Origin of the sequence: Weizmannia acidilactici (genome assembly GCF_008974225.1) — a bacterium.
GTDB lineage: Bacteria > Bacillota > Bacilli > Bacillales > Bacillaceae_C > Weizmannia > Weizmannia acidilactici.
In genome coordinates, this window is record NZ_BKZR01000013.1 from 22,864 (window position 1) to 40,585 (window position 17,722).

At 46.7% G+C, this 17,722-nt stretch carries 19 protein-coding genes and 2 other annotated features; of the genes, 4 read left to right on the top strand and 15 right to left on the bottom strand.

Translation table 11 applies throughout. The annotated features are described in order from the left end of the window. Positions 1–49: 49 nt before the first annotated feature. The 3 genes from polX to zapA all read right to left on the bottom strand — a co-directional run bounded on the left by polX (position 50) and on the right by zapA (position 2,910). Positions 50–1,768, bottom strand: coding sequence for a DNA polymerase/3'-5' exonuclease PolX (polX, locus tag GBH70_RS06565; RefSeq protein ID WP_151680290.1), 1,719 nt, complete (start codon positions 1,766–1,768; stop codon positions 50–52). Positions 1,769–2,114: 346 nt separating this feature from the next. Continuing rightward, the gene (locus tag GBH70_RS06570; RefSeq protein WP_172967490.1) at positions 2,115–2,645 is read right to left on the bottom strand and encodes a CvpA family protein; all 531 of its coding nucleotides are present in this window, start codon (positions 2,643–2,645) and stop codon (positions 2,115–2,117) included. Next, positions 2,638–2,910: a cell division protein ZapA gene (gene zapA, locus GBH70_RS06575; protein ID WP_151680292.1), complete on the bottom strand. Its 273-nt coding sequence runs from the start codon at positions 2,908–2,910 to the stop codon at positions 2,638–2,640. The genes GBH70_RS06570 and zapA overlap by 8 nt, the downstream gene beginning before the upstream one ends. A gap of 115 nt (positions 2,911–3,025) precedes the next feature. Here zapA and rnhC point away from each other — a divergent pair, with 115 nt between their 5' ends. After that, a complete protein-coding gene (rnhC, locus tag GBH70_RS06580) occupies positions 3,026–3,958 on the top strand; it encodes a ribonuclease HIII (RefSeq protein WP_151680293.1) in 933 nt (310 codons plus the stop codon). Between the two features lie 49 nt (positions 3,959–4,007). Here the strand turns inward: rnhC and GBH70_RS06585 are convergent, their stop codons facing one another. The 4 genes from GBH70_RS06585 to GBH70_RS06600 form a co-directional block, all read right to left on the bottom strand. Next, positions 4,008–4,199 carry a hypothetical protein gene (locus GBH70_RS06585; RefSeq protein ID WP_151680294.1) on the bottom strand — a complete coding sequence of 64 codons (192 nt, stop codon included), beginning with the start codon at positions 4,197–4,199 and terminating at the stop codon, positions 4,008–4,010. 77 nt (positions 4,200–4,276) lie between these two features. Then, positions 4,277–6,691 carry a phenylalanine--tRNA ligase subunit beta gene (gene pheT, locus GBH70_RS06590; RefSeq protein ID WP_151680295.1) on the bottom strand — a complete coding sequence of 805 codons (2,415 nt, stop codon included), beginning with the start codon at positions 6,689–6,691 and terminating at the stop codon, positions 4,277–4,279. 14 nt (positions 6,692–6,705) lie between these two features. Next, a complete protein-coding gene (pheS, locus tag GBH70_RS06595; protein ID WP_151680296.1) occupies positions 6,706–7,743 on the bottom strand; it encodes a phenylalanine--tRNA ligase subunit alpha in 1,038 nt (345 codons plus the stop codon). Positions 7,744–7,792: 49 nt separating this feature from the next. Next, positions 7,793–8,028: a binding site (T-box leader), on the bottom strand. Between the two features lie 63 nt (positions 8,029–8,091). Then, positions 8,092–8,847 carry a TrmH family RNA methyltransferase gene (locus GBH70_RS06600; RefSeq protein WP_151680297.1) on the bottom strand — a complete coding sequence of 252 codons (756 nt, stop codon included), beginning with the start codon at positions 8,845–8,847 and terminating at the stop codon, positions 8,092–8,094. 104 nt (positions 8,848–8,951) lie between these two features. Between GBH70_RS06600 and sspI the strand changes: the two genes are divergently transcribed. Further along, entirely contained in the window at positions 8,952–9,164 is a 213-nt protein-coding gene (sspI, locus tag GBH70_RS06605; RefSeq protein WP_151680298.1) for a small acid-soluble spore protein SspI, read from the top strand. A gap of 252 nt (positions 9,165–9,416) precedes the next feature. On the opposite strand, the gene GBH70_RS06610 is transcribed toward sspI, so the two are convergent. The 3 genes from GBH70_RS06610 to GBH70_RS06620 form a co-directional block, all read right to left on the bottom strand. After that, positions 9,417–10,454: an oxidoreductase gene (locus tag GBH70_RS06610; protein WP_151680299.1), complete on the bottom strand. Its 1,038-nt coding sequence runs from the start codon at positions 10,452–10,454 to the stop codon at positions 9,417–9,419. A gap of 264 nt (positions 10,455–10,718) precedes the next feature. Beyond that, the gene (locus tag GBH70_RS06615; protein WP_151680300.1) at positions 10,719–11,819 is read right to left on the bottom strand and encodes a M42 family metallopeptidase; all 1,101 of its coding nucleotides are present in this window, start codon (positions 11,817–11,819) and stop codon (positions 10,719–10,721) included. A 95-nt stretch (positions 11,820–11,914) separates the two neighbouring features. Beyond that, positions 11,915–12,913, bottom strand: a complete 999-nt coding sequence (locus GBH70_RS06620; RefSeq protein WP_253693573.1) for an O-antigen ligase family protein — start codon at positions 12,911–12,913, stop codon at positions 11,915–11,917. Between the two features lie 52 nt (positions 12,914–12,965). Between GBH70_RS06620 and GBH70_RS17130 the strand changes: the two genes are divergently transcribed. Continuing rightward, a complete protein-coding gene (locus tag GBH70_RS17130) occupies positions 12,966–13,112 on the top strand; it encodes a hypothetical protein (protein WP_253693575.1) in 147 nt (48 codons plus the stop codon). Positions 13,113–13,243: 131 nt separating this feature from the next. Here the strand turns inward: GBH70_RS17130 and dut are convergent, their stop codons facing one another. Beyond that, on the bottom strand, positions 13,244–13,690 hold the full coding sequence (dut, locus tag GBH70_RS06625; protein ID WP_151680301.1) for a dUTP diphosphatase: 447 nt from the start codon (positions 13,688–13,690) through the stop codon (positions 13,244–13,246). Between the two features lie 144 nt (positions 13,691–13,834). Here dut and GBH70_RS16690 point away from each other — a divergent pair, with 144 nt between their 5' ends. Next, entirely contained in the window at positions 13,835–14,008 is a 174-nt protein-coding gene (locus GBH70_RS16690; protein WP_172967489.1) for a hypothetical protein, read from the top strand. A 245-nt stretch (positions 14,009–14,253) separates the two neighbouring features. Here the strand turns inward: GBH70_RS16690 and rplT are convergent, their stop codons facing one another. The 4 genes from rplT to thrS all read right to left on the bottom strand — a co-directional run bounded on the left by rplT (position 14,254) and on the right by thrS (position 17,715). Beyond that, positions 14,254–14,607, bottom strand: a complete 354-nt coding sequence (rplT, locus tag GBH70_RS06630) for a 50S ribosomal protein L20 (RefSeq protein WP_151680302.1) — start codon at positions 14,605–14,607, stop codon at positions 14,254–14,256. 32 nt (positions 14,608–14,639) lie between these two features. Beyond that, complete coding sequence (gene rpmI, locus GBH70_RS06635) at positions 14,640–14,837, bottom strand: 50S ribosomal protein L35 (RefSeq protein ID WP_151680303.1); 198 nt, start codon at positions 14,835–14,837, stop codon at positions 14,640–14,642. Between the two features lie 28 nt (positions 14,838–14,865). Beyond that, complete coding sequence (gene infC, locus GBH70_RS06640) at positions 14,866–15,387, bottom strand: translation initiation factor IF-3 (RefSeq protein ID WP_172967491.1); 522 nt, start codon at positions 15,385–15,387, stop codon at positions 14,866–14,868. Between the two features lie 88 nt (positions 15,388–15,475). Next, positions 15,476–15,604, bottom strand: a sequence feature (ribosomal protein L20 leader region). Positions 15,605–15,789: 185 nt separating this feature from the next. Beyond that, positions 15,790–17,715 carry a threonine--tRNA ligase gene (gene thrS, locus GBH70_RS06645; RefSeq protein ID WP_151680305.1) on the bottom strand — a complete coding sequence of 642 codons (1,926 nt, stop codon included), beginning with the start codon at positions 17,713–17,715 and terminating at the stop codon, positions 15,790–15,792. Positions 17,716–17,722 lie beyond the last annotated feature (7 nt).

The following is a 17,722-nucleotide window of genomic DNA, read 5'->3' on the forward strand; positions in this document are numbered from 1 at the left end:
GAAGTCCGCTTACAACGGGGCGGCCGGCGGATTTTCCCGGCAGTAAAATTTATCTGCGCTTTTCATTTAAAAAGCGGATGAATTGTTCCCTCGAAAACGTATTGACAACATTTTTCGGTTCAATCCAGCCTTTTCTTGCCGTTCCAACTCCGAATGCAATATTGTCCAATTCCCTGATGCTGTGCGCATCGGTGTTAATGGCGATTTTCACGCCGGCCTCCTGCGCTTTCCTGGCATTTGTTGCGGATAAATCCAACCGGTTCGGATCCCCGCTTAATTCCAGTATCGTATTGGTTTCTTTTGCCCATTGGATTAAAAGATCTATATCCACATCGTAGCCCTGCCTTTTCCCGACCAATCTGCCGGTCGGATGGGCAATCATATCAATATGCGGATTTTCAAATGCCCGCCGGAACCGTTTCATGATTTGTGTGCGGCTCTGCCCGAAGCCGGAATGGATCGATGCAATCACAAAATCGAGCCTGGAAAGGAGGCCGTCATCAAAGTCCAATGTCCCGTCCGGCAAGATATCCATTTCAATACCGGATAAAATGAGGATATCCGGATATTTTTCATTCAAGTGGCGGATTTCTTCCATTTGTTTCAGCAAGCGTTCACGTGACAGCCCGTTTGCCACCTTTAAATACTTGGAATGGTCGGTAATGGCGATATATTCGTATCCCTTTCGCCTGCACGCATTGACCATCTTTTCAAGCGAAGCTTTTCCATCGGACCAGTCCGTATGCATGTGCAAATCGCCTCGCAGGTCATCCAACTGGATAAACGGGGTTCCTTTATACATTTCAATTTCACTGCCATCATCACGGATTTCAGGAGGGATGTACGGTAAGCCAAAATAATGGTATAGCGACGCTTCGCTTGAAAATGTTAAAAATTCTCCGGTATCAAGCCTTTCCACGCCGTATTCGCTAATTTTTTCGCCACGTTCTTTGGCGATCTGCCTCATCCGGCGATTATGCTGTTTTGACCCCGTAAAATATTGGAGCGCCGCAGCATATTGGTCGGGCGGGACAACGCGGAAAGTGACTTGCAAGCCGTTTTCGCCTTTCAGTTTGACCGTCACTTTTGATAGCCTGACCGCGACGGCTTCCACCACTTCATTCATCTGGAGAATTTCCTCTATAACGGGCTTTGGATCAAATGTGGCAATGACATAATCGAGGCCTTTTAATGTTTCTTCAAACCGTCTTGCACTTCCGGCTCGGGAAAATTTTTCCACTTTTCTGATCTGGGAAAGGGTCTCTTCTATCATCAAAAGAACCGGAACCATTTGGCCGATCGGATACCGGTCCGTTTTTGCCCCGAGCGCATCAAGGGCCCGTAAAATATTGGACTGGGTTGTTTTTCCGAAACCTTTTAACGTTTCCACTTTCCCTTCTTCACATGCTTTTCTCAAAGACTCCGCATCCATAATGCCAAGTTCCCTGTACAACTTTGATATTTTTTTGGCCCCGAGGCCCTGTATTTGCATTAACGGGATTAATCCTTTTGGAATCTCATTTTTTAATTGCTCAAGCAAGGAAGATTTTCCGGTAGAAAGGAATTCTTCGATCGTCGAGGCAGTCGCTTTTCCGATATGCGGAAGTTCCAAAAAGTTGTCGATCTCAGAAATGTCGCGACCGTCCGCTTCCAATGCTGATGCAGCCTTACGGTAGGCAGCGATTTTGAAGTGGTTTTCCCCTTTGAGTTCCATATAGACCGCTATTTGTTCCAGCAATCGGATTACGCTACGTTTATCTATCTGCATACGCCTGCCCCCTTTGGAGACTGATTTTCCTTTATTTCATTTAATAATACTAGCAAATTTTCATTTATTCATGAAGCGGCGCGCTTTATAATTGATATGATGGATGATCGGGAATCCCGAAAAACATGGCGGGAGGGGCTGCCTCCTACAGGGGATCCGCAAGTTGCGCCTTCACCCTGCACGTAACAGAGCCAATCCAAAAAGAAACACTTCCCGGCAAAGAGAAGTGCTTGTTTGGCCGCTTCCGCTTATATATGTGTGGCATCTGCCCTGTGCCTGGTCGTTCTTTTACCCCGAGAAAGCGCCCGCTGTTCCATACGCAGATCACGGGCAACCTGTGCTTTTCTTATTTCGTCCACCACTGTTCCACAAGACCCGAAATGTACGGGGTATTTTTGATCATACCTTCCGCGACGGCAGACTGGCTCAGCGCAGTTTGGATGGAATCAATCGGCAGCAAGGATCCAATGTACAGTATAATAAAGAGGATCAGATACAGCTCGGCAAAACCCAAGATTCCGCCCGCCCATCCGTTTATTTGTTTTAAAACCGGCAGCTGGGCCACAAAAGTAAGAGAAGACCCCACAATATTCAAAAAGATCCTTACGGCAAAGAAAAGGATGGCAAAAGCGATGATCCGGTAAAAAGCGGTCTCCATATCGGATTGGTGAACAAGAAGCGCAAACGGGCTTGTTTGACTGAAGGATGGGTAAGGAATCCACAGCTTAAGTTTTTCCGCCAGATCATCATACAGCATATAAGCGACAATGGAGGCGATGGCAAACCCTGCAATATGAACAGCCTGCAGAATAAAGCCTTTCCGCTTTCCGTTAAAAAAACCGAGCACCAGCAACAAGATGATGATTATATTAACCATGTTCACCTTCATCCTTCTTTAATAATTGTAAATAATGCTGCTCAAGCAGCTCATACTGCTCTTTCAGCTTTATATAATCATGGACAGCATTCACGGCTGTCAGGACAGCCAGTTTACTCGTATCTAATGAAGGATTCTTTGCACTGATTTCCCGCATTCTTTCATCGACCATCGAGGCAACTAAGCGAATATGGCTTGCCGGATCCGTTCCAACTATGGTATATTGCTGTCCGTATATGCCGATTGTAATTCGGGTTTTTTCCAATGTTGCTTGCCTCCCCTTTTAAGAATCCTATTCCTTATCATATCATGTTGGAAAACCCTTTGTCTAACACTGTCGAACATTTTCATACAAATCTCAATCCTCTGGAGGAATCAAAATGTCCAATACTGTCATTCTGGCTTCACATTCAGCCATCCAGGAAATGAAAGAATATTATCAAACTGCCCAATTGAATAAAATACCTGCCGGCGCAATTTTTGCCGCGAAAATCCCGGGATGCCAGGTCACCGCTTACCGGTCGGGAAAAGTGCTGTTTCAGGGGCCCGGAGGCGAAGCTGAAGCCGCAAAATGGGGAAAGGCAGTGGAAAAGAAGCCTGCTAGCGCTAAACCAAAAACTTCCGGCAACCCGCTGCCGCCGTATATTGGCTCGATGTCTGTCATCGGTTCCGATGAAGTCGGAACGGGTGACTATTTCGGCCCTATCACGGTGGCCAGCACTTACGTAAAAAAAGACCAGATTCCGCTCTTAAAGGAATTGGGTGTGAAAGATTCGAAAGGATTGGCAGACCATCAGATTGCAAGCATCGCAAAAGAACTGCTCCACTTTATCCCTTACAGCTTGTTGGTTTTGCCAAATGAAAAGTATAACCGGCTCCAGCAGTCCGGGATGTCTCAGGGAAAAATGAAAGCCATGCTCCATAACCGCGCCCTCTACAATCTATTGCAAAAAATCGCGCCGGAAAAGCCGGATGCAATTTTAGTGGACCAGTTTGCTGAAGCCCCGACCTATTACCGGTATTTGCAAAACGAAAAAAATGTGGTGCGCGACAACGTGTTTTTCAGCACAAAAGGGGAGAGCGTCCATCTTGCGGTTGCGGCCGCTTCGATCCTGGCCAGGTACGCATTTGTGCGTGAGTTTGAAAAATTGGGCAAGGAAGCCGGGGGTGTGTTGCCAAAGGGGGCCGGGGCACAGGTAGATGCCGCTTGTGCACGGCTGATCAAGGCACGCGGCTTGGACGTGCTGCCGCATTTTGTGAAACTCCATTTTGCCAATACGGAAAAAGCAAAGCGGATTGCGGGTGTAAAATAGTTTCGATTTGGTTTCCAGGGCCTGTTCTTTTTTTGGAACAGGCTCATTTTTACACAGCTGATTCTCCCCGATTGCGGTTTCTTTCTCCAACGATTTTCGGTATTTTTCTTGCCTCTTGAAAAATGATCCCCATTTTCCATTTGTTTCTCGCCCGTATCACGGCTTCTACCCGATCCGGATGTTTCTCCCCAATATTGAATTTTTTCTCGCCTATTTTTAATAAATGATCCCCGTTCTCCATGGAATTCCTGCCTGGTCATCCAATTAGATCATCATGAAAAAAGGAGAAGACCATCACGGCCTCTCCTCATTCACGAATTATCCCCTTAATTCCGCGCCTGTTTTTTCTTTTACCGCAGCCAGCACTTTTTCATGCTGGGAAACTACTTCTTCATCCGTTAATGTGCGTTCCGGATCGTAATAAGTAAGCGAGAAGGCAATGGATTTTTTACCCGGTTCCATATGTTCGCCATCATACAAATCAAAAATGGAAACGGATTTCAACAGCGCACCGCCGGCTTCTTCAATAACAGTCTGCAAATGTCCGGCTTCCACACCCCGATCCACAACGAGAGCAATATCCCGAGTGACCGCCGGAAATCTCGGGATCGGCTGGTATTGAATCGGCTCAACCGGATAATCGTAAACCGGACCGAGCTTCAGTTCAAATACGTACGTTTCCTTAATGTCCAGCTCTTTTTGCACATTCGGATGCACCTGGCCGACAAAACCGATTACGTTCCCGCCAAGCAAAATTTTCGCCGTCCTTCCCGGATGCAGCCCGTCGATTTCCTGCGCCTGGAAAGATACTGCATCCGCAACGCCGAGTTTTTCAAACAAACCTTCCAAAATCCCCTTCGCGACGAAGAAATCCACGGCTTTCTTTTCGCCCTGCCAAAGGTTTGCGACCCAAAGTCCGGTAATGGCACCGGCGAGATGCTCCTGTTCTTCCGGCTGTTCTCCTTCCGCTTTTTTCAAAAAGACGTTGCCGACTTCATACAGTGCAACCGAGTTATTTTTGCGGGCAACATTATAGGCGACAGATTCAAGCAAATGCGGCAAAATGCTCAACCGCAAAACGCTCCGCTCTTCGCTCATCGGCATGGAAATCCGGACAGGCTCACGTTTTTCAAGCGCGTACTGACGCGCTTTTTCTTCGCTTGTTAACGAATAGGTCGTTGCCTGGTACAATCCGGCGCCTTCCAAAAAACGTTTTGTTACGCGGCGTTTTTTCTGGATTTTTGTCAGACCTCCCTGTGTCCCGGCACCCGCCGGCAATGTTTTCGGCAAATTGTCATAGCCGTACAAGCGCGCGACTTCCTCAATCAAATCTTCTTCGATTGTAATATCACCGCGGCGGGTCGGCACAACGACCGTGAAACGGCCGACTTCGTATTTTGCTTCAAACTGCAGGCGTTTAAAAATATCGAGTACTTCTTCCTGTGTGATATTTGTGCCGAGCACACGGTTGATTTTTTCAAGCGTAATCGTCACGACAGCAGGTTCTACCCGAAAATGGTTTGCTTCAACTATTCCGGAGAGCACTTCCCCGCCGGCATATTTGGCCATGAGCATCGCGGCCCTTTCAGCTGCCGGATACACGCGGTTCGGGTCAATCCCTTTTTCATAGCGGCTGCTGGCTTCGCTGCGCAGCCCGTGGTCTTTCGAAGCAGTGCGGATCGTTTGAGCATCAAAATAAGCCGATTCAAGCAGAACGGTTGTCGTGCTATCGGATACTTCCGAATTGGCGCCACCCATCACACCGGCCATGGCGACAGGTACGGTGCCGTTTGTGATCACCAAATGGCTTGATTTTAACGTGCGTTCCTGATCATCAAGCGTCACTATTTTTTCGCCTTCGTGCGCCATGCGGACAACGATTTCTTTCGAGCCGAGCTTGTCGTAGTCAAACGCATGGAGCGGCTGGCCGTATTCGAGCAAAATATAGTTCGTAATGTCGACCACATTGTTGTGCGGGCGGATCCCTTCAGCCATGAGGCGCACCTGCATCCAAAGCGGGGACGGGCCGATTTTTACATTGCGGATGACTTTTAGGGTATATAATGGCGCGGCTTCCTTCGCATCCACGCGCACCGAAATGGCTTCTGTTGCCTTGTCGGAAACTTCCTGCACTTCCGTTTCCGGCAGCTTCACGTCTCTGCCGAGAATCGCGGCCACTTCATATGCCACACCAAGCATGCTTAAGCAGTCCGCCCGGTTCGGGGTCAGGCCGAGTTCAATGATCGTATCATCCAAACCTAAAAGCGGCACCGCATCCTGCCCGACTTCCACATCATTTGGAAAAACATAAATCCCGTTTGCAAATTCTTTTTGCACGAGCTTACTTTCGACGCCGAGTTCCTGCAGCGAGCAGATCATACCGTTCGATTCCTCGCCGCGCAGCTTCGAGCGTTTGATTTTCACATGGCCCGGCAGCCAGGCGCCCGGTTTCGCAACCGCTACTTTCTGCCCTTTATCGACATTCGGCGCGCCACAAATAATCTGTACCGGTTCGCCTTCCCCGATATCGACAAGGCATTTATTTAATTTATCGGCATTCGGATGTTTTTCTTTTTCGAGCACATGCCCGACGACGACATTTTTAATGCCTTCGCCCCTGAATTCAACGCTTTCGACTTCAATCCCGGTTCTCGTAATTTTTTCGGCCAGTTCTGCCGGCGAAATGCCGTCCAAATCCACATATTCCTGCAGCCATTTATATGAAACAAACATCGCTTATTCCTCCCTTATTCTTGTACGGAAAACTGCTGTAAGAAACGGATATCGTTCGTATAGAAATGGCGGATGTCATCGATGCCGTATTTTAGCATCGCAATCCGCTCCGGCCCCATGCCGAACGCAAAACCAGTGTACTTATCGGCATCAAATCCGGACATTGTTAACACGCGCGGATGTACCATGCCGGCCCCTAAAATTTCAATCCAGCCGGTGCCTTTGCATACATGGCAGCCGTGCCCTCCGCACATTTTGCACGAAATATCCATTTCAACAGATGGTTCGGTGAACGGGAAAAAGCTCGGACGCAGACGGATTTCGCGGTCTTCACCGAACATTTTTTTCGCAAAAACTTCAAGGGTGCCTTTTAAATCAGCCATGGTGATGTTTTCATCCACGACAAGCCCTTCAATCTGCATAAACTGGTGAGAATGTGTCGCATCGTCGTTATCGCGTCGGTACACTTTCCCCGGGCAGATGATTTTAACAGGGCCTTTGCCATGATGCTTCTCAAGCGTCCTTGCCTGGTTCGGCGACGTATGGGTCCTGAGCAAAATTTCCCCGGTAATATAAAAGGTGTCCTGCATATCACGCGCCGGATGCCCTTTCGGCAAGTTCAGCGCTTCGAAATTGTAATAATCGGTTTCCACTTCCGGCCCTTCGGCAATTTTGTATCCCATCCCGATGAACAAGTCTTCAATTTCCTCGATGACTTTTGTAAGCGGATGTTGGTTTCCTGTTTTTACCGGGCGACCCGGCAGCGTGACATCAATTTTTTCGGATGCCAGTTGCTTTTCGATGGCTTCCGCTTCCAAAGCGACCTGTTTCTTTTCAATCCCGGTTTGGATCGCAACCCTTACCGCATTGGCGAGCGCACCCATTTTCGGCCGCTTTTCCGCCGATAATTTGCCCATCCCGCGCAGGACTTCCGTAATCGGCCCTTTTTTGCCGAGATAGGCAACGCGAATGTCGTTTAATGTTTTTAAATCGGCCGCTTCTTCGATTTTGGCGAGGGCTTCAGTTTGCAGTTCTTTTAATCTTTCTTCCATTATGCTGTACCTCCTTTAGTTTTCGGGCGTTAAAAAACCCCGCCCCAAGCAAAGGGACGAGGTTGTATGTATCGCGGTACCACCCTAATTAACATAATAAAATTATGTTCACTCATTGGGATAACGGCTTTGCACCGTCCCGCCTTTACATTGCACAGGCAATGGTCCAAGCGGCAACTCGAGGGGTGAACTTCGCTTTATTTCCCCATAAAAATGCTTCCAGTCTGCGGCATTTTTTCCCTGCATGGCGAGCATAAAGCTACTTTTCCCTGTCATTGTTTTTGACATTTTTCAGTTATTTTTTATTATAGCGGGATGCGCCCGGGATTTCAAACGGATTTTAGAATTTTAGTCACGCATTGCAAAATCGTACATCAAAATCCCGGCAGCAACTGCGACGTTCAGCGATTCGCTTTTGCCGAAAATCGGGATGTATAAGTTTTGTTCGGTTTTGGCGAGCAAATCCGGATTTACACCACTTCCTTCATTGCCGACAAGGATGGCAAACGAGTCCCCAGGATCCACTTCACGGTAAGAAACGCCATTATCAAGCGCTGTCCCGTAAACCGGAACGTCCGCTTCCTTCAGTTTTTCGATCCACATGTTTAAATCGCCCTTTAACAGGTCGACATGCAGATGGCTCCCTTGTGCGGCGCGCAAAACTTTCGGGCTGTACGCTTCAGCAGAGCCTTTCCCTAAAATTACGGCATCAAACCCGGCGGCGTCGGCTGTACGGATCATCGTGCCGATATTGCCGGGATCCTGGACGGCATCAATGAGCAGGAAACGTTTGCCGATGATTTTGGACGGCTGTTTCTTCATCCGGCACACGGCAAAAATGCCTTGGCTTGTTTCCGTATTGGCAAGGGCTTTGCTGATTTCATGCGCCACCGTTGTAACGGGCAGCCCTTCGATATCCCAAGAATCCGGCATTGTGACGCCTTCTTCAAGTATGATTTCAAGCACAACTTTTTCTTTCAGCGCTTCTTCGACCGGATGGAATCCTTCCAGCAAATAGGTAAACGTTTTTCCGCGTTCTTTTTTCGTGCTGAGTTTTTTCCAATGTTTCACTTGCGGGTTTTGCAAGGATTGAATGAATTTCACCGTACCTGCTCCCTCATATCAAAGTTATATCTTGAAATAGTATACATAAAAACAGCGGGCTTGTGAAATGCTACCATTGAATTTGGATGAAAGGAGTGCCTGTGATGAATTTGGATTTGCGGAAAGCTGTCATCCATAACGTAAGCGGGGACACACAGAAACAGCTGGAAGATACGATTGTGGATGCCATTCAAAGAGGTGAAGAAAAAATGCTGCCGGGGCTTGGCGTCCTGTTTGAAGTGATTTGGAACAATGCGGATGCAAACGAAAAGAAAATGATGCTGGAAACGCTCGAGCATGGGCTGAAACAGGCGTAGCCGGGGAGCCCGGGGTGCTGTCCCAAAAGTCGGTAAACTGAACTTAGTGGGCTAAAATTTTCCCGTGAAAATGGTTCTGGGAAGTTTACTCAAGACCGTTTGAGCAAAACTTTCCTAATAAAATGGTTTTGAGAAGCTTACTCACGACCGTTAGAGGAAAATAATACTCCTGAAACAGTTCTTAGAAGCTTTATAAAGGTCATTTAAATAAAATTTCTGCTTAAAGGGGCTTTTTGGACAGCCCCTTTTATATCACAATTTTATCACGCTTGGGCTCGGCTGTTCAAAGCCCCTTTCCAAAATTTCCATGTTGGCCAGTAATTCCTCATCGCGGACAAGTTTTTCGGCACCGTTGATTATACTCTCATACATTAGGTCATAGATGCGGCCGTAATCGCCTTGCGGTGTCGGCACTGTTTCTTCCACGATGTTTCCTTCCGCATCGATGTAAGTAAGTTTACCATATGCTTCTTCCGGATCCACCCCAAAATTTTCGCTGCCCGGCATTTTCCCAGCTTTCAGGCATGTTTCCTGCTGGTCAATGCCATATTTGATAAAGCTCCCTTTCGTGCCGTGGAGAATCCATTTCGGATATGGGTCGAGCACAAGGTGGCTCGTTTTCACAATAGCTTTAAAATTATCATAGAAAAGCTGGACTTCATACAGGTCGTCCGGATTTTCTGTGTTCCGTACCGAACGGATATCATAGGCAGCATGGTGCGGGCGCCCGAACAACGAAATCATCTGGTCAATCGTATGGACACCGAGGCCGTACAATGCCCCTTCATAATACTTTCCGGGGGCACTTGGCGCATCCGGCCTATAATAATCAAAATGCGATTCAATTTCGACGAGTCCGCCGATTTTTCCGCTTTGGAGCACTTCTTTCACGGCGAGAAAATCCCCGTCAAATCGCCGGTTTTGATAGGGCATCGCAACCAGCCCTTTTTCTTTTGCCAGTGCTGTGATCTCCTCAGCTTCTTTTTTTGTTGTGCAAAAAGGTTTTTCGACAAGGATATGTTTCCCGGCTTCCAGGCAAAGTTTCGCATATTCGTAGTGGGAATCGGGAGGCGTGCAAATGGACACCATTTGAATGTCCCCGTCATTCAGTATGTCTTCAATTTGGTTAGTAAAAAAGATTCCTCTTCCTTCGTATTGTTGTTCAAGTTCCGGTTTCCGTTCACGATTATAAATGGATTTCACCCGAATGGAGTCCCGGATCAAAACATAAGGCAAATGATAACGGTTTGTGCTTTTGCCAAATCCGATGTAAGCAATTGTAAGTGGCATGGCGCGTCCCCCTTTTTATGTATACTCTTTCTCAAATTGTATATCTTTTTGCAGGGAATCTTCCAATGATTTTAGCTAAAAACTTGGGGGACAAATATCCCCTGCCGCTATCTTTTGCTGTACCGCCGATATTTTGGCAGCTTTTCGCCAATAAATTATTTTAAGGGCGGAATACCTTGTAAAAACAAGCTTTTTTGGGAGATTCCCTGTTTCCACGCCGCATACAGAAAAACCGGACAAGAAAAAGTGCCCGACTTATAACTTTCATCCAAAAATAATTTGATCTACTATTTTGCGGTCGAGACGTTTAATCACTTCGGTCATCAATTTTACCGTATTTTCGTAATCATCCCGGTGGAGCATGGCGGCATGCGAATGGATGTAGCGCGTCGCAATCGTCACGGCCAAGGACGGAATCCCGCTGCCGACCAGATGGATGGAACCGGCATCCGTGCCGCCACCCGGAATTGATTCATATTGGTACGGGATATTTAACTCTTCGGCAACTTTCACAACGGTATCACGCAAGCCTTTATGGGACACCATTGAAGCATCGTAAATAACAATTTGCGGCCCTTTGCCCATTTTGCTGAGCGCTTCTTTTTCGCTGATTCCCGGCGTATCGCCTGCAATGCCGACATCGAGTGCAAAGGCGATGTCCGGTTTGACTTTGTTCGCCGCCGTTTTGGCGCCGCGAAGACCGACTTCTTCCTGGACATTTGTGACTCCGTAAACGACATTCGGATGGTTTTCTTTTTGCAGATTTTTCAGCACGTCAATGACAACGGCGCATCCAATGCGGTTATCCCAAGCCTTGGCGAGCAGCATCTTTTCATTTTTCATAACGGTGAATTCAAAATATGGCACGACCATGTCGCCCGGTTTGACGCCCCATTCAAGTGCTTCTTCGCAGCTTGTCGCTCCGATGTCAATAAACATATCTTTGATTTCGTACGGTTTTTTCCGTGCTTCCGGCGGTAAAATATGCGGCGGCTTCGAACCGATCACACCTGTAATATCGCCTTTATCCGTCACAACGGTTACGCGCTGGGCAAGCATGACCTGCGACCACCAGCCGCCGACCGTTTGGAAACGGAGGAACCCTTTCTCGTCAATTTTTGTAACCATGAAGCCGACTTCATCCATATGGCCGGCGATCATGATTTTCGGCCCATCCACCCGGCCCGTTTTTTTCGCAATCAGGCTCCCGAGCCCGTCGGTGTCCAGTTCATCGGAATACGGCTCTATATATTTTTTGATAACGGCGCGCACTTCTCTTTCATTGCCGGCAATTCCCTTTGCATCGGTCAACTCTTTCAGCATGGACAGCGTCTCATCTAATTGTGCTAATCGGTATCCCCCCATGTTCATTTATATTCAATGTCCATTATAATGGAAATCGATGAAAGTGTAAAAAACATCAGCTTTCTTAAGCAGCTGATGTTTCATGAATGTCCAGATTAATTCTTGGATTGGACAGTAATTTTTTTTATTAAATTTATGTTCAACGGGACATGCATCGATTTTGTATACCACTCCCAATACGACAAAAGCACAACTGCCAGCAGGCCGATTTGGGGAGAAAAAACCGGTTCGTCCAAAAACCCGGTCAAGACAATGATCGGCAGGCTGAGAAGAAAGATATTTAAATATCTATAATTTTTTTTAACAAAAAATAACATACTTAATTTGCAGGCCGCCATCAAGAATACGGCCAAAAAAGCAATCCCGCCAATCACCCCGTATTCTACAAATAATCCGATGAAAATATCATGAGCATGAAAAATATCTTTATGGAACAGGCTGGCATACGCCTGCTCAAAACCAATTGGCGTTGTTCCAAATAGAAAATGGTTTTCCCAAAGTTCAAAGGAATGGAGCCAAATTTTTTCCCTGTCCCAAAATGAACCGGCAATTGATTGATTTCTCGGAATAAATGTTGTGAGTTTTCTTGCTCCTGCCGTAATGAAAATAAGGCCAGCAATAAAAACGCCTCTATTCAGCCTGAAAAAGAAGATGAGATATATGCAAATCATTGCCACAACGCCGGCCCTCGATCCAGTGTCAAATACCCCTTTGCTTAAAATGAAAAGCGGCAATACTTTCCAAATGAAACTTTTCCAACGTTTCTTGCCCGCATTCTCAAGCATTTCGGCAAAAAGAAAAGCGATCCCCAACAGCAGCAGAAACATCGTAAAATTCGGATTGTAGGTACTGCCGATCAGTCTGTTGTAGTTTTTGTAACCTAACAATTCTGTCCCGGTTAGAAATGCGAGTACCGGTTCCCCGGATAACAGCTTGGGAACCCACCCAATTAAAATGTCATATATGCCGCAGCCAATGACGATCCACCGGAAAAACCTGAACTTATCACTTGTGCCGGTGTCCATAACTTTAAGATAAATTCCCCAGTAGAAAAGAACCCTCAAGCTTTCAATGAAAAGAAACGGCTTTGCCATTTGTAATGCTGCCCCGACGGTTGAAACCAAAAGGCAGAGGAAGAATAAGGATATGAAAGAAAAAGGAAACAGCCGTTTATTTTTTATATGGCTGTACAGTGCTGCCAAGCTTAAAACCAGCATAAAAAATATGCCTGCCGGCGGCAAAACAAAACATAAGATTGTACTTAGCTCAAATATCTTATTTTTAATAAAATGAATAGTCACTTGCATATTATGCCCCATTAACTACAATTAATTTTTATAATAGGGCATCATTATAACCTATCCAGATTAAAATTTCGTTAAAATACTCCGCCGGCGCTTTAAATTAGAAAGATATGAATTTTGTTAATTGAAACGGGTAAGGCCCGAGGATCCAAATCCCCCTTCTCCCCTTTCCGAATCTGTCAATGCTTCAACCCGGCTGACAACCACAGAAGCAACCGGTGCGATAACCATCTGGGCAATCCTCATATTTTTTTCGACTTTGAATGCCTTTTTTCCATGATTGATCAAAATCACTTTAATTTCTCCTCTGTAACCTTCATCGATTGTACCCGGGCTGTTTAAAACCGTGACGGCATGTTTTAAGGCCAACCCGCTTCTAGGCCTGACCTGGGCCTCTGTTCCGTGGGGAAGTTCAATACTGATGCCGGTGCGGATCAGCTCCGCCTCTCCCGGTGCAATGACTTTTTCTTCAATGGAAAACAAATCCAGCCCCGCATCGCCTAGATTGGCCCTTTGCGGCAACTGCGCGTCTTGATGCAATAATTTTACTTTTAAATGATAGTCCAATGCCGACACTGCTCCTTTTTAAGCTTTGTTTATTACGCGGAGGCATATCTCCATGATGATTATAACAAAATAAGACCAGCTTTTACTGTTTATAAATGTACAAAAGAAAAATTTTTCTCACATTAAACGTAAAGGGGGGTTTTCATGAAAAAATTTCGCAAAAAACATCCGGAAATCCCGGCAACCCCAGAAGTTTCAATTGCAACCGACTTGAATGAATATCCGCCGGGTGAATCCGTTGATGAGCATGCCAACTTGGAGGCGGTAAACGCCATTTTAAACGAAGAAGAAATTAAACAACAGACGGAAAATTTATAATTTAGATGGCAGGCGGCAACTTTGGGGGCGCCTGCCCCTTTTTGTGGAAAAACCGAAGTATTCCCCTTAAAAATGATCAACGAAGAACAAATAACCCGACTTCGGCTTCTGTTTTATCCGTGGATTTTTAAATATATCCACGAAATTTCCCAAAATATCAATGGATTGGTACCTAAATACGCATAAGGGTATCTTTGATTTTAAAAAATAGAGCCCCCAACCCGGATTGGAGGCCCCATTTTTCATTACAACGCTGCTTTTGCTTTGTTTGCCAGTTCAGCAAATGCTTTTTCGTCGGTAACAGCAAGGTCGGCAAGCATTTTGCGGTTGACTTCGATACCGGCCAGTTTCAAGCCGTGCATTAAACGGCTGTAGGAAAGGCCGTTGATTCTTGCAGCAGCATTGATACGTGTAATCCAAAGTTTGCGGAAATCGCGTTTTTTCTGGCGACGGTCGCGATACGCATACATATAGGATTTCATCACTTGCTGGTTGGCAACTTTATATAAAGTGTGTTTCGAACCATAATAACCTTTTGCTAATTTAATGATTTTTTTGCGTCGTCTGCGGGTTACTGTACCGCCTTTTACACGTGGCATATTATTTTCCTCCTATTTAAATCTTCGTTTTCTTATTGATTGTCCAGCATTTGGCGGATCCGTTTCATGTCGCTGGCGGATACAAGCGTCGCTTTACGCAGCTGGCGTTTTTGTTTAGTCAATTTATTTGCGAACAAATGGCTTCTGTAAGCGTGGGAACGTTTCAGGCTGCCTGAGCCGGTTTTCTTAAAACGCTTTGCAGAGCCGCGGTGAGTTTTCATTTTTGGCATTTGGTCGTCCTCCTCAAATATCAAACAATTACTTCTTCTCGTTTTTTGGTGCAAGTACTAAGAACATGCTGCGTCCGTCCATTTTCGGTTTGGACTCGATTGTGCCTACTTCCGCACATGCCTCGGCAAACCGGTCCAACACGCGCTGACCAATTTCTTTATGGGTAATGGCGCGGCCTTTGAAACGGATCGATGCTTTTACCTTATCACCTTTTTCTAAAAACTTAATGGCATTGCGAAGTTTCGTATTAAAGTCATGTTCTTCGATGGTCGGACTCAAACGAACTTCTTTCACGTTGATGATTTTTTGTTTTTTGCGTGCTTCCCTGTCTTTTTTCTGCATTTCAAAACGGTATTTGCCGTAATCCATGATGCGGGCGACAGGCGGTTTTGCGTTCGGTGCAACAAGCACGAGGTCTAGATTGGCGCGAGCAGCAATATCCAATGCTTCGTTCCGGGATTTAACCCCCATTTGTTCTCCGTTTTGGCCGATTAAACGGACTTCGCGGGCACGAATGCCTTCGTTAACCATCATGTCTTTGCTAATAATGAGCCACCTCCAAGTTTATTTCCAATCCCATGCTCCGGATCGAGCGCGATTGAATATATCGCTTGCGAAAATACCCTTTAACGCACTGCATACGAAAAAAGCGCAGGAAAAGGCACCCGCGCTTAGCATATTCATAGCCATAAACGTCTTGATCCAAACCTGGCAACTGCACAAAATGCGTCAACAGGTGAGAAGCGGGCTGCTCCTTCTTTCCACAAACTTATATTCAATTCCACCACAATACTATATCATGTTATGCATGTACTGTCAAATGGTACAGACAGCCTTGGATGCGGCTTAGCTCAACGGAAAATATCGTATCAAAATTGCACGGCGATTGCAACAGTTTTTTTCAAAACACCAAAAAAATCAGACCGTCTCCGGGCCTGATTTTTTTGGTTATCACCGTTTTACTTCTTCTTTGATTTTGGCAAGGAAGCTTTCAAACGGAACGGTTTCCGATTTTTTCTCACCATACTTGCGGACGTTGACGGCATTTTCGTTTACTTCCTGGTCGCCGACAACGAGCGCATACGGGATTTTTTGCACCTGGGCTTCACGGATCCGGTAGCCCAATTTCTCATCACGCGCATCGAGTTCCACGCGGATCCCTTCCGCTTTGAGCGCATCTGCAATTTTGCGCGCGTAATCATAATGGGCGTCCGGCGATACCGGGATGACCTGGATCTGCACCGGCGCAAGCCATGTCGGGAATGCGCCTTTGTACTCTTCGATCAGGTAAGCGACAAAACGTTCCATTGTCGACACGACGCCGCGGTGGATAACAACCGGGCGGTGCGGTTTGCCGTCTTCCCCGACATAAGTCAAATCGAAGCGTTCCGGCAGCAGGAAGTCGAGCTGCACGGTCGACAGCGTTTCGTCTTTTCCGAGCGCGGTACGGACCTGTACGTCGAGTTTCGGACCGTAGAAAGCGGCTTCGCCTTCCGCTTCATAGTAGTCAAAGCCGAATTCGTCCATTGTTTCTTTTAGCATTGACTGGGCTTTATTCCACATTTCATCATCGTCATAGTACTTGTCTGTGTTTTCCGGATCGCGGTACGAAAGGCGGAATGAATAATCGGTAATGTTGAAATCTTTATAAACGGCAAGGATCAGCTCAACGACGCGTTTGAATTCTTCTTTAATTTGGTCCGGGCGCACGAAAATATGGGCGTCATTCAACGTCATGCCGCGTACGCGTTGCAGGCCGGAGAGCGCACCTGACATTTCATAACGGTGCATCAGCCCAAGCTCCGCTATCCGGATCGGTAGTTCACGGTAGCTGTGGATCGTATTTTTATACACCATCATATGGTGCGGGCAGTTCATCGGGCGCAGCACCAGTTCTTCATTGTCCATTTTCATGACCGGGAACATATCATCCTGGTAGTGGTCCCAGTGGCCGCTCGTTTTATACAGGTCCACGCTGCCGAGCACCGGGGTGTATACATGGTCATAGCCCAGCTTTACTTCTTTATCAACAATATACCTTTCAATCGTGCGGCGGATCGTTGCACCTTTAGGCAGCCAGAGCGGCAAACCTTGGCCGACTTTTTGTGAAGTCGTAAAAAGTTCCAGCTCTTTCCCGATTTTCCTATGGTCGCGTTCTTTTGCTTCCTCCAGGAATTTCAAATGGGCTTCCAAGTCTTCCTTCTTGAAGAAGGCCGTGCCGTATATGCGTTGCATCATTTTGTTGTTGCTGTCGCCGCGCCAGTATGCGCCGGCAATGCTCAACAGTTTGAATTCCTTGATTTTTCCGGTCGACGGCACATGGACGCCGCGGCACAGGTCAAAAAATTCGCCTTGCTCGTAAATCGTGACCGTTTCATCTTCCGGAATCGCATCAATCAATTCAAGCTTATATTCATCGTCTGCAAAAAGCTTTTTCGCTTCTTCCCGGGTTACAACTTTGCGGACAACTTCGAGATTTTCCCCGACAATTTTCTTCATTTCTTTTTCGATCTTTGGAAGGTCTTCCGGCGTGATCGAAACATCCAAATCCATGTCATAGAAAAAGCCGTTTTCGATCACCGGACCGACGCCGAGCTTCACATTGCCGAACAGACGTCGTACTGCCTGCGCCATTAAGTGCGCCGTACTATGGCGGAGAATTTCAAGCGCATCCTCGTGCTCCGGGGTCACGATTTCAATTGCACCATCTTCTTTAATCGGTGTGCGCAAATCGATCAGTTTTCCGTTCAATTTTCCGGCAAGCGCCTTTTTCTTGAGCCCCGGGCTGATCGAAGCGGCAATATCTTCCGTTGTTGTTCCATTTGGAAATTCCTTGACTGCGCCGTCAGGAAATGCCATTTTCAATACATCTGCCATATGTACC

Bases quoted from the DNA above. Each gene is read 5' to 3' on its own strand.
- GBH70_RS17130 (WP_253693575.1), top strand. From the start codon at position 12,966: ATGAAAGAAAAAGGAAACAGCCGTTTATTTTTTATATGGCTGTACAGT.
- sspI (WP_151680298.1), top strand. From the start codon at position 8,952: ATGAATTTGGATTTGCGGAAAGCTGTCATCCATAACGTAAGCGGGGAC.
- rplT (WP_151680302.1), bottom strand. From the start codon at position 14,607: ATGCCACGTGTAAAAGGCGGTACAGTAACCCGCAGACGACGCAAAAAA.
- GBH70_RS06610 (WP_151680299.1), bottom strand. From the start codon at position 10,454: ATGCCACTTACAATTGCTTACATCGGATTTGGCAAAAGCACAAACCGT.
- GBH70_RS16690 (WP_172967489.1), top strand. From the start codon at position 13,835: ATGAAAAAATTTCGCAAAAAACATCCGGAAATCCCGGCAACCCCAGAA.
- rpmI (WP_151680303.1), bottom strand. From the start codon at position 14,837: ATGCCAAAAATGAAAACTCACCGCGGCTCTGCAAAGCGTTTTAAGAAA.
- polX (WP_151680290.1), bottom strand. From the start codon at position 1,768: ATGCAGATAGATAAACGTAGCGTAATCCGATTGCTGGAACAAATAGCG.
- thrS (WP_151680305.1), bottom strand. From the start codon at position 17,715: ATGGCAGATGTATTGAAAATGGCATTTCCTGACGGCGCAGTCAAGGAA.
- GBH70_RS06620 (WP_253693573.1), bottom strand. From the start codon at position 12,913: ATGGCAAAGCCGTTTCTTTTCATTGAAAGCTTGAGGGTTCTTTTCTAC.
- rnhC (WP_151680293.1), top strand. From the start codon at position 3,026: ATGTCCAATACTGTCATTCTGGCTTCACATTCAGCCATCCAGGAAATG.
- GBH70_RS06585 (WP_151680294.1), bottom strand. From the start codon at position 4,199: ATGGAGAACGGGGATCATTTATTAAAAATAGGCGAGAAAAAATTCAAT.
- GBH70_RS06570 (WP_172967490.1), bottom strand. From the start codon at position 2,645: ATGGTTAATATAATCATCATCTTGTTGCTGGTGCTCGGTTTTTTTAAC.
- pheS (WP_151680296.1), bottom strand. From the start codon at position 7,743: ATGGAAGAAAGATTAAAAGAACTGCAAACTGAAGCCCTCGCCAAAATC.
- pheT (WP_151680295.1), bottom strand. From the start codon at position 6,691: ATGTTTGTTTCATATAAATGGCTGCAGGAATATGTGGATTTGGACGGC.
- GBH70_RS06615 (WP_151680300.1), bottom strand. From the start codon at position 11,819: ATGGGGGGATACCGATTAGCACAATTAGATGAGACGCTGTCCATGCTG.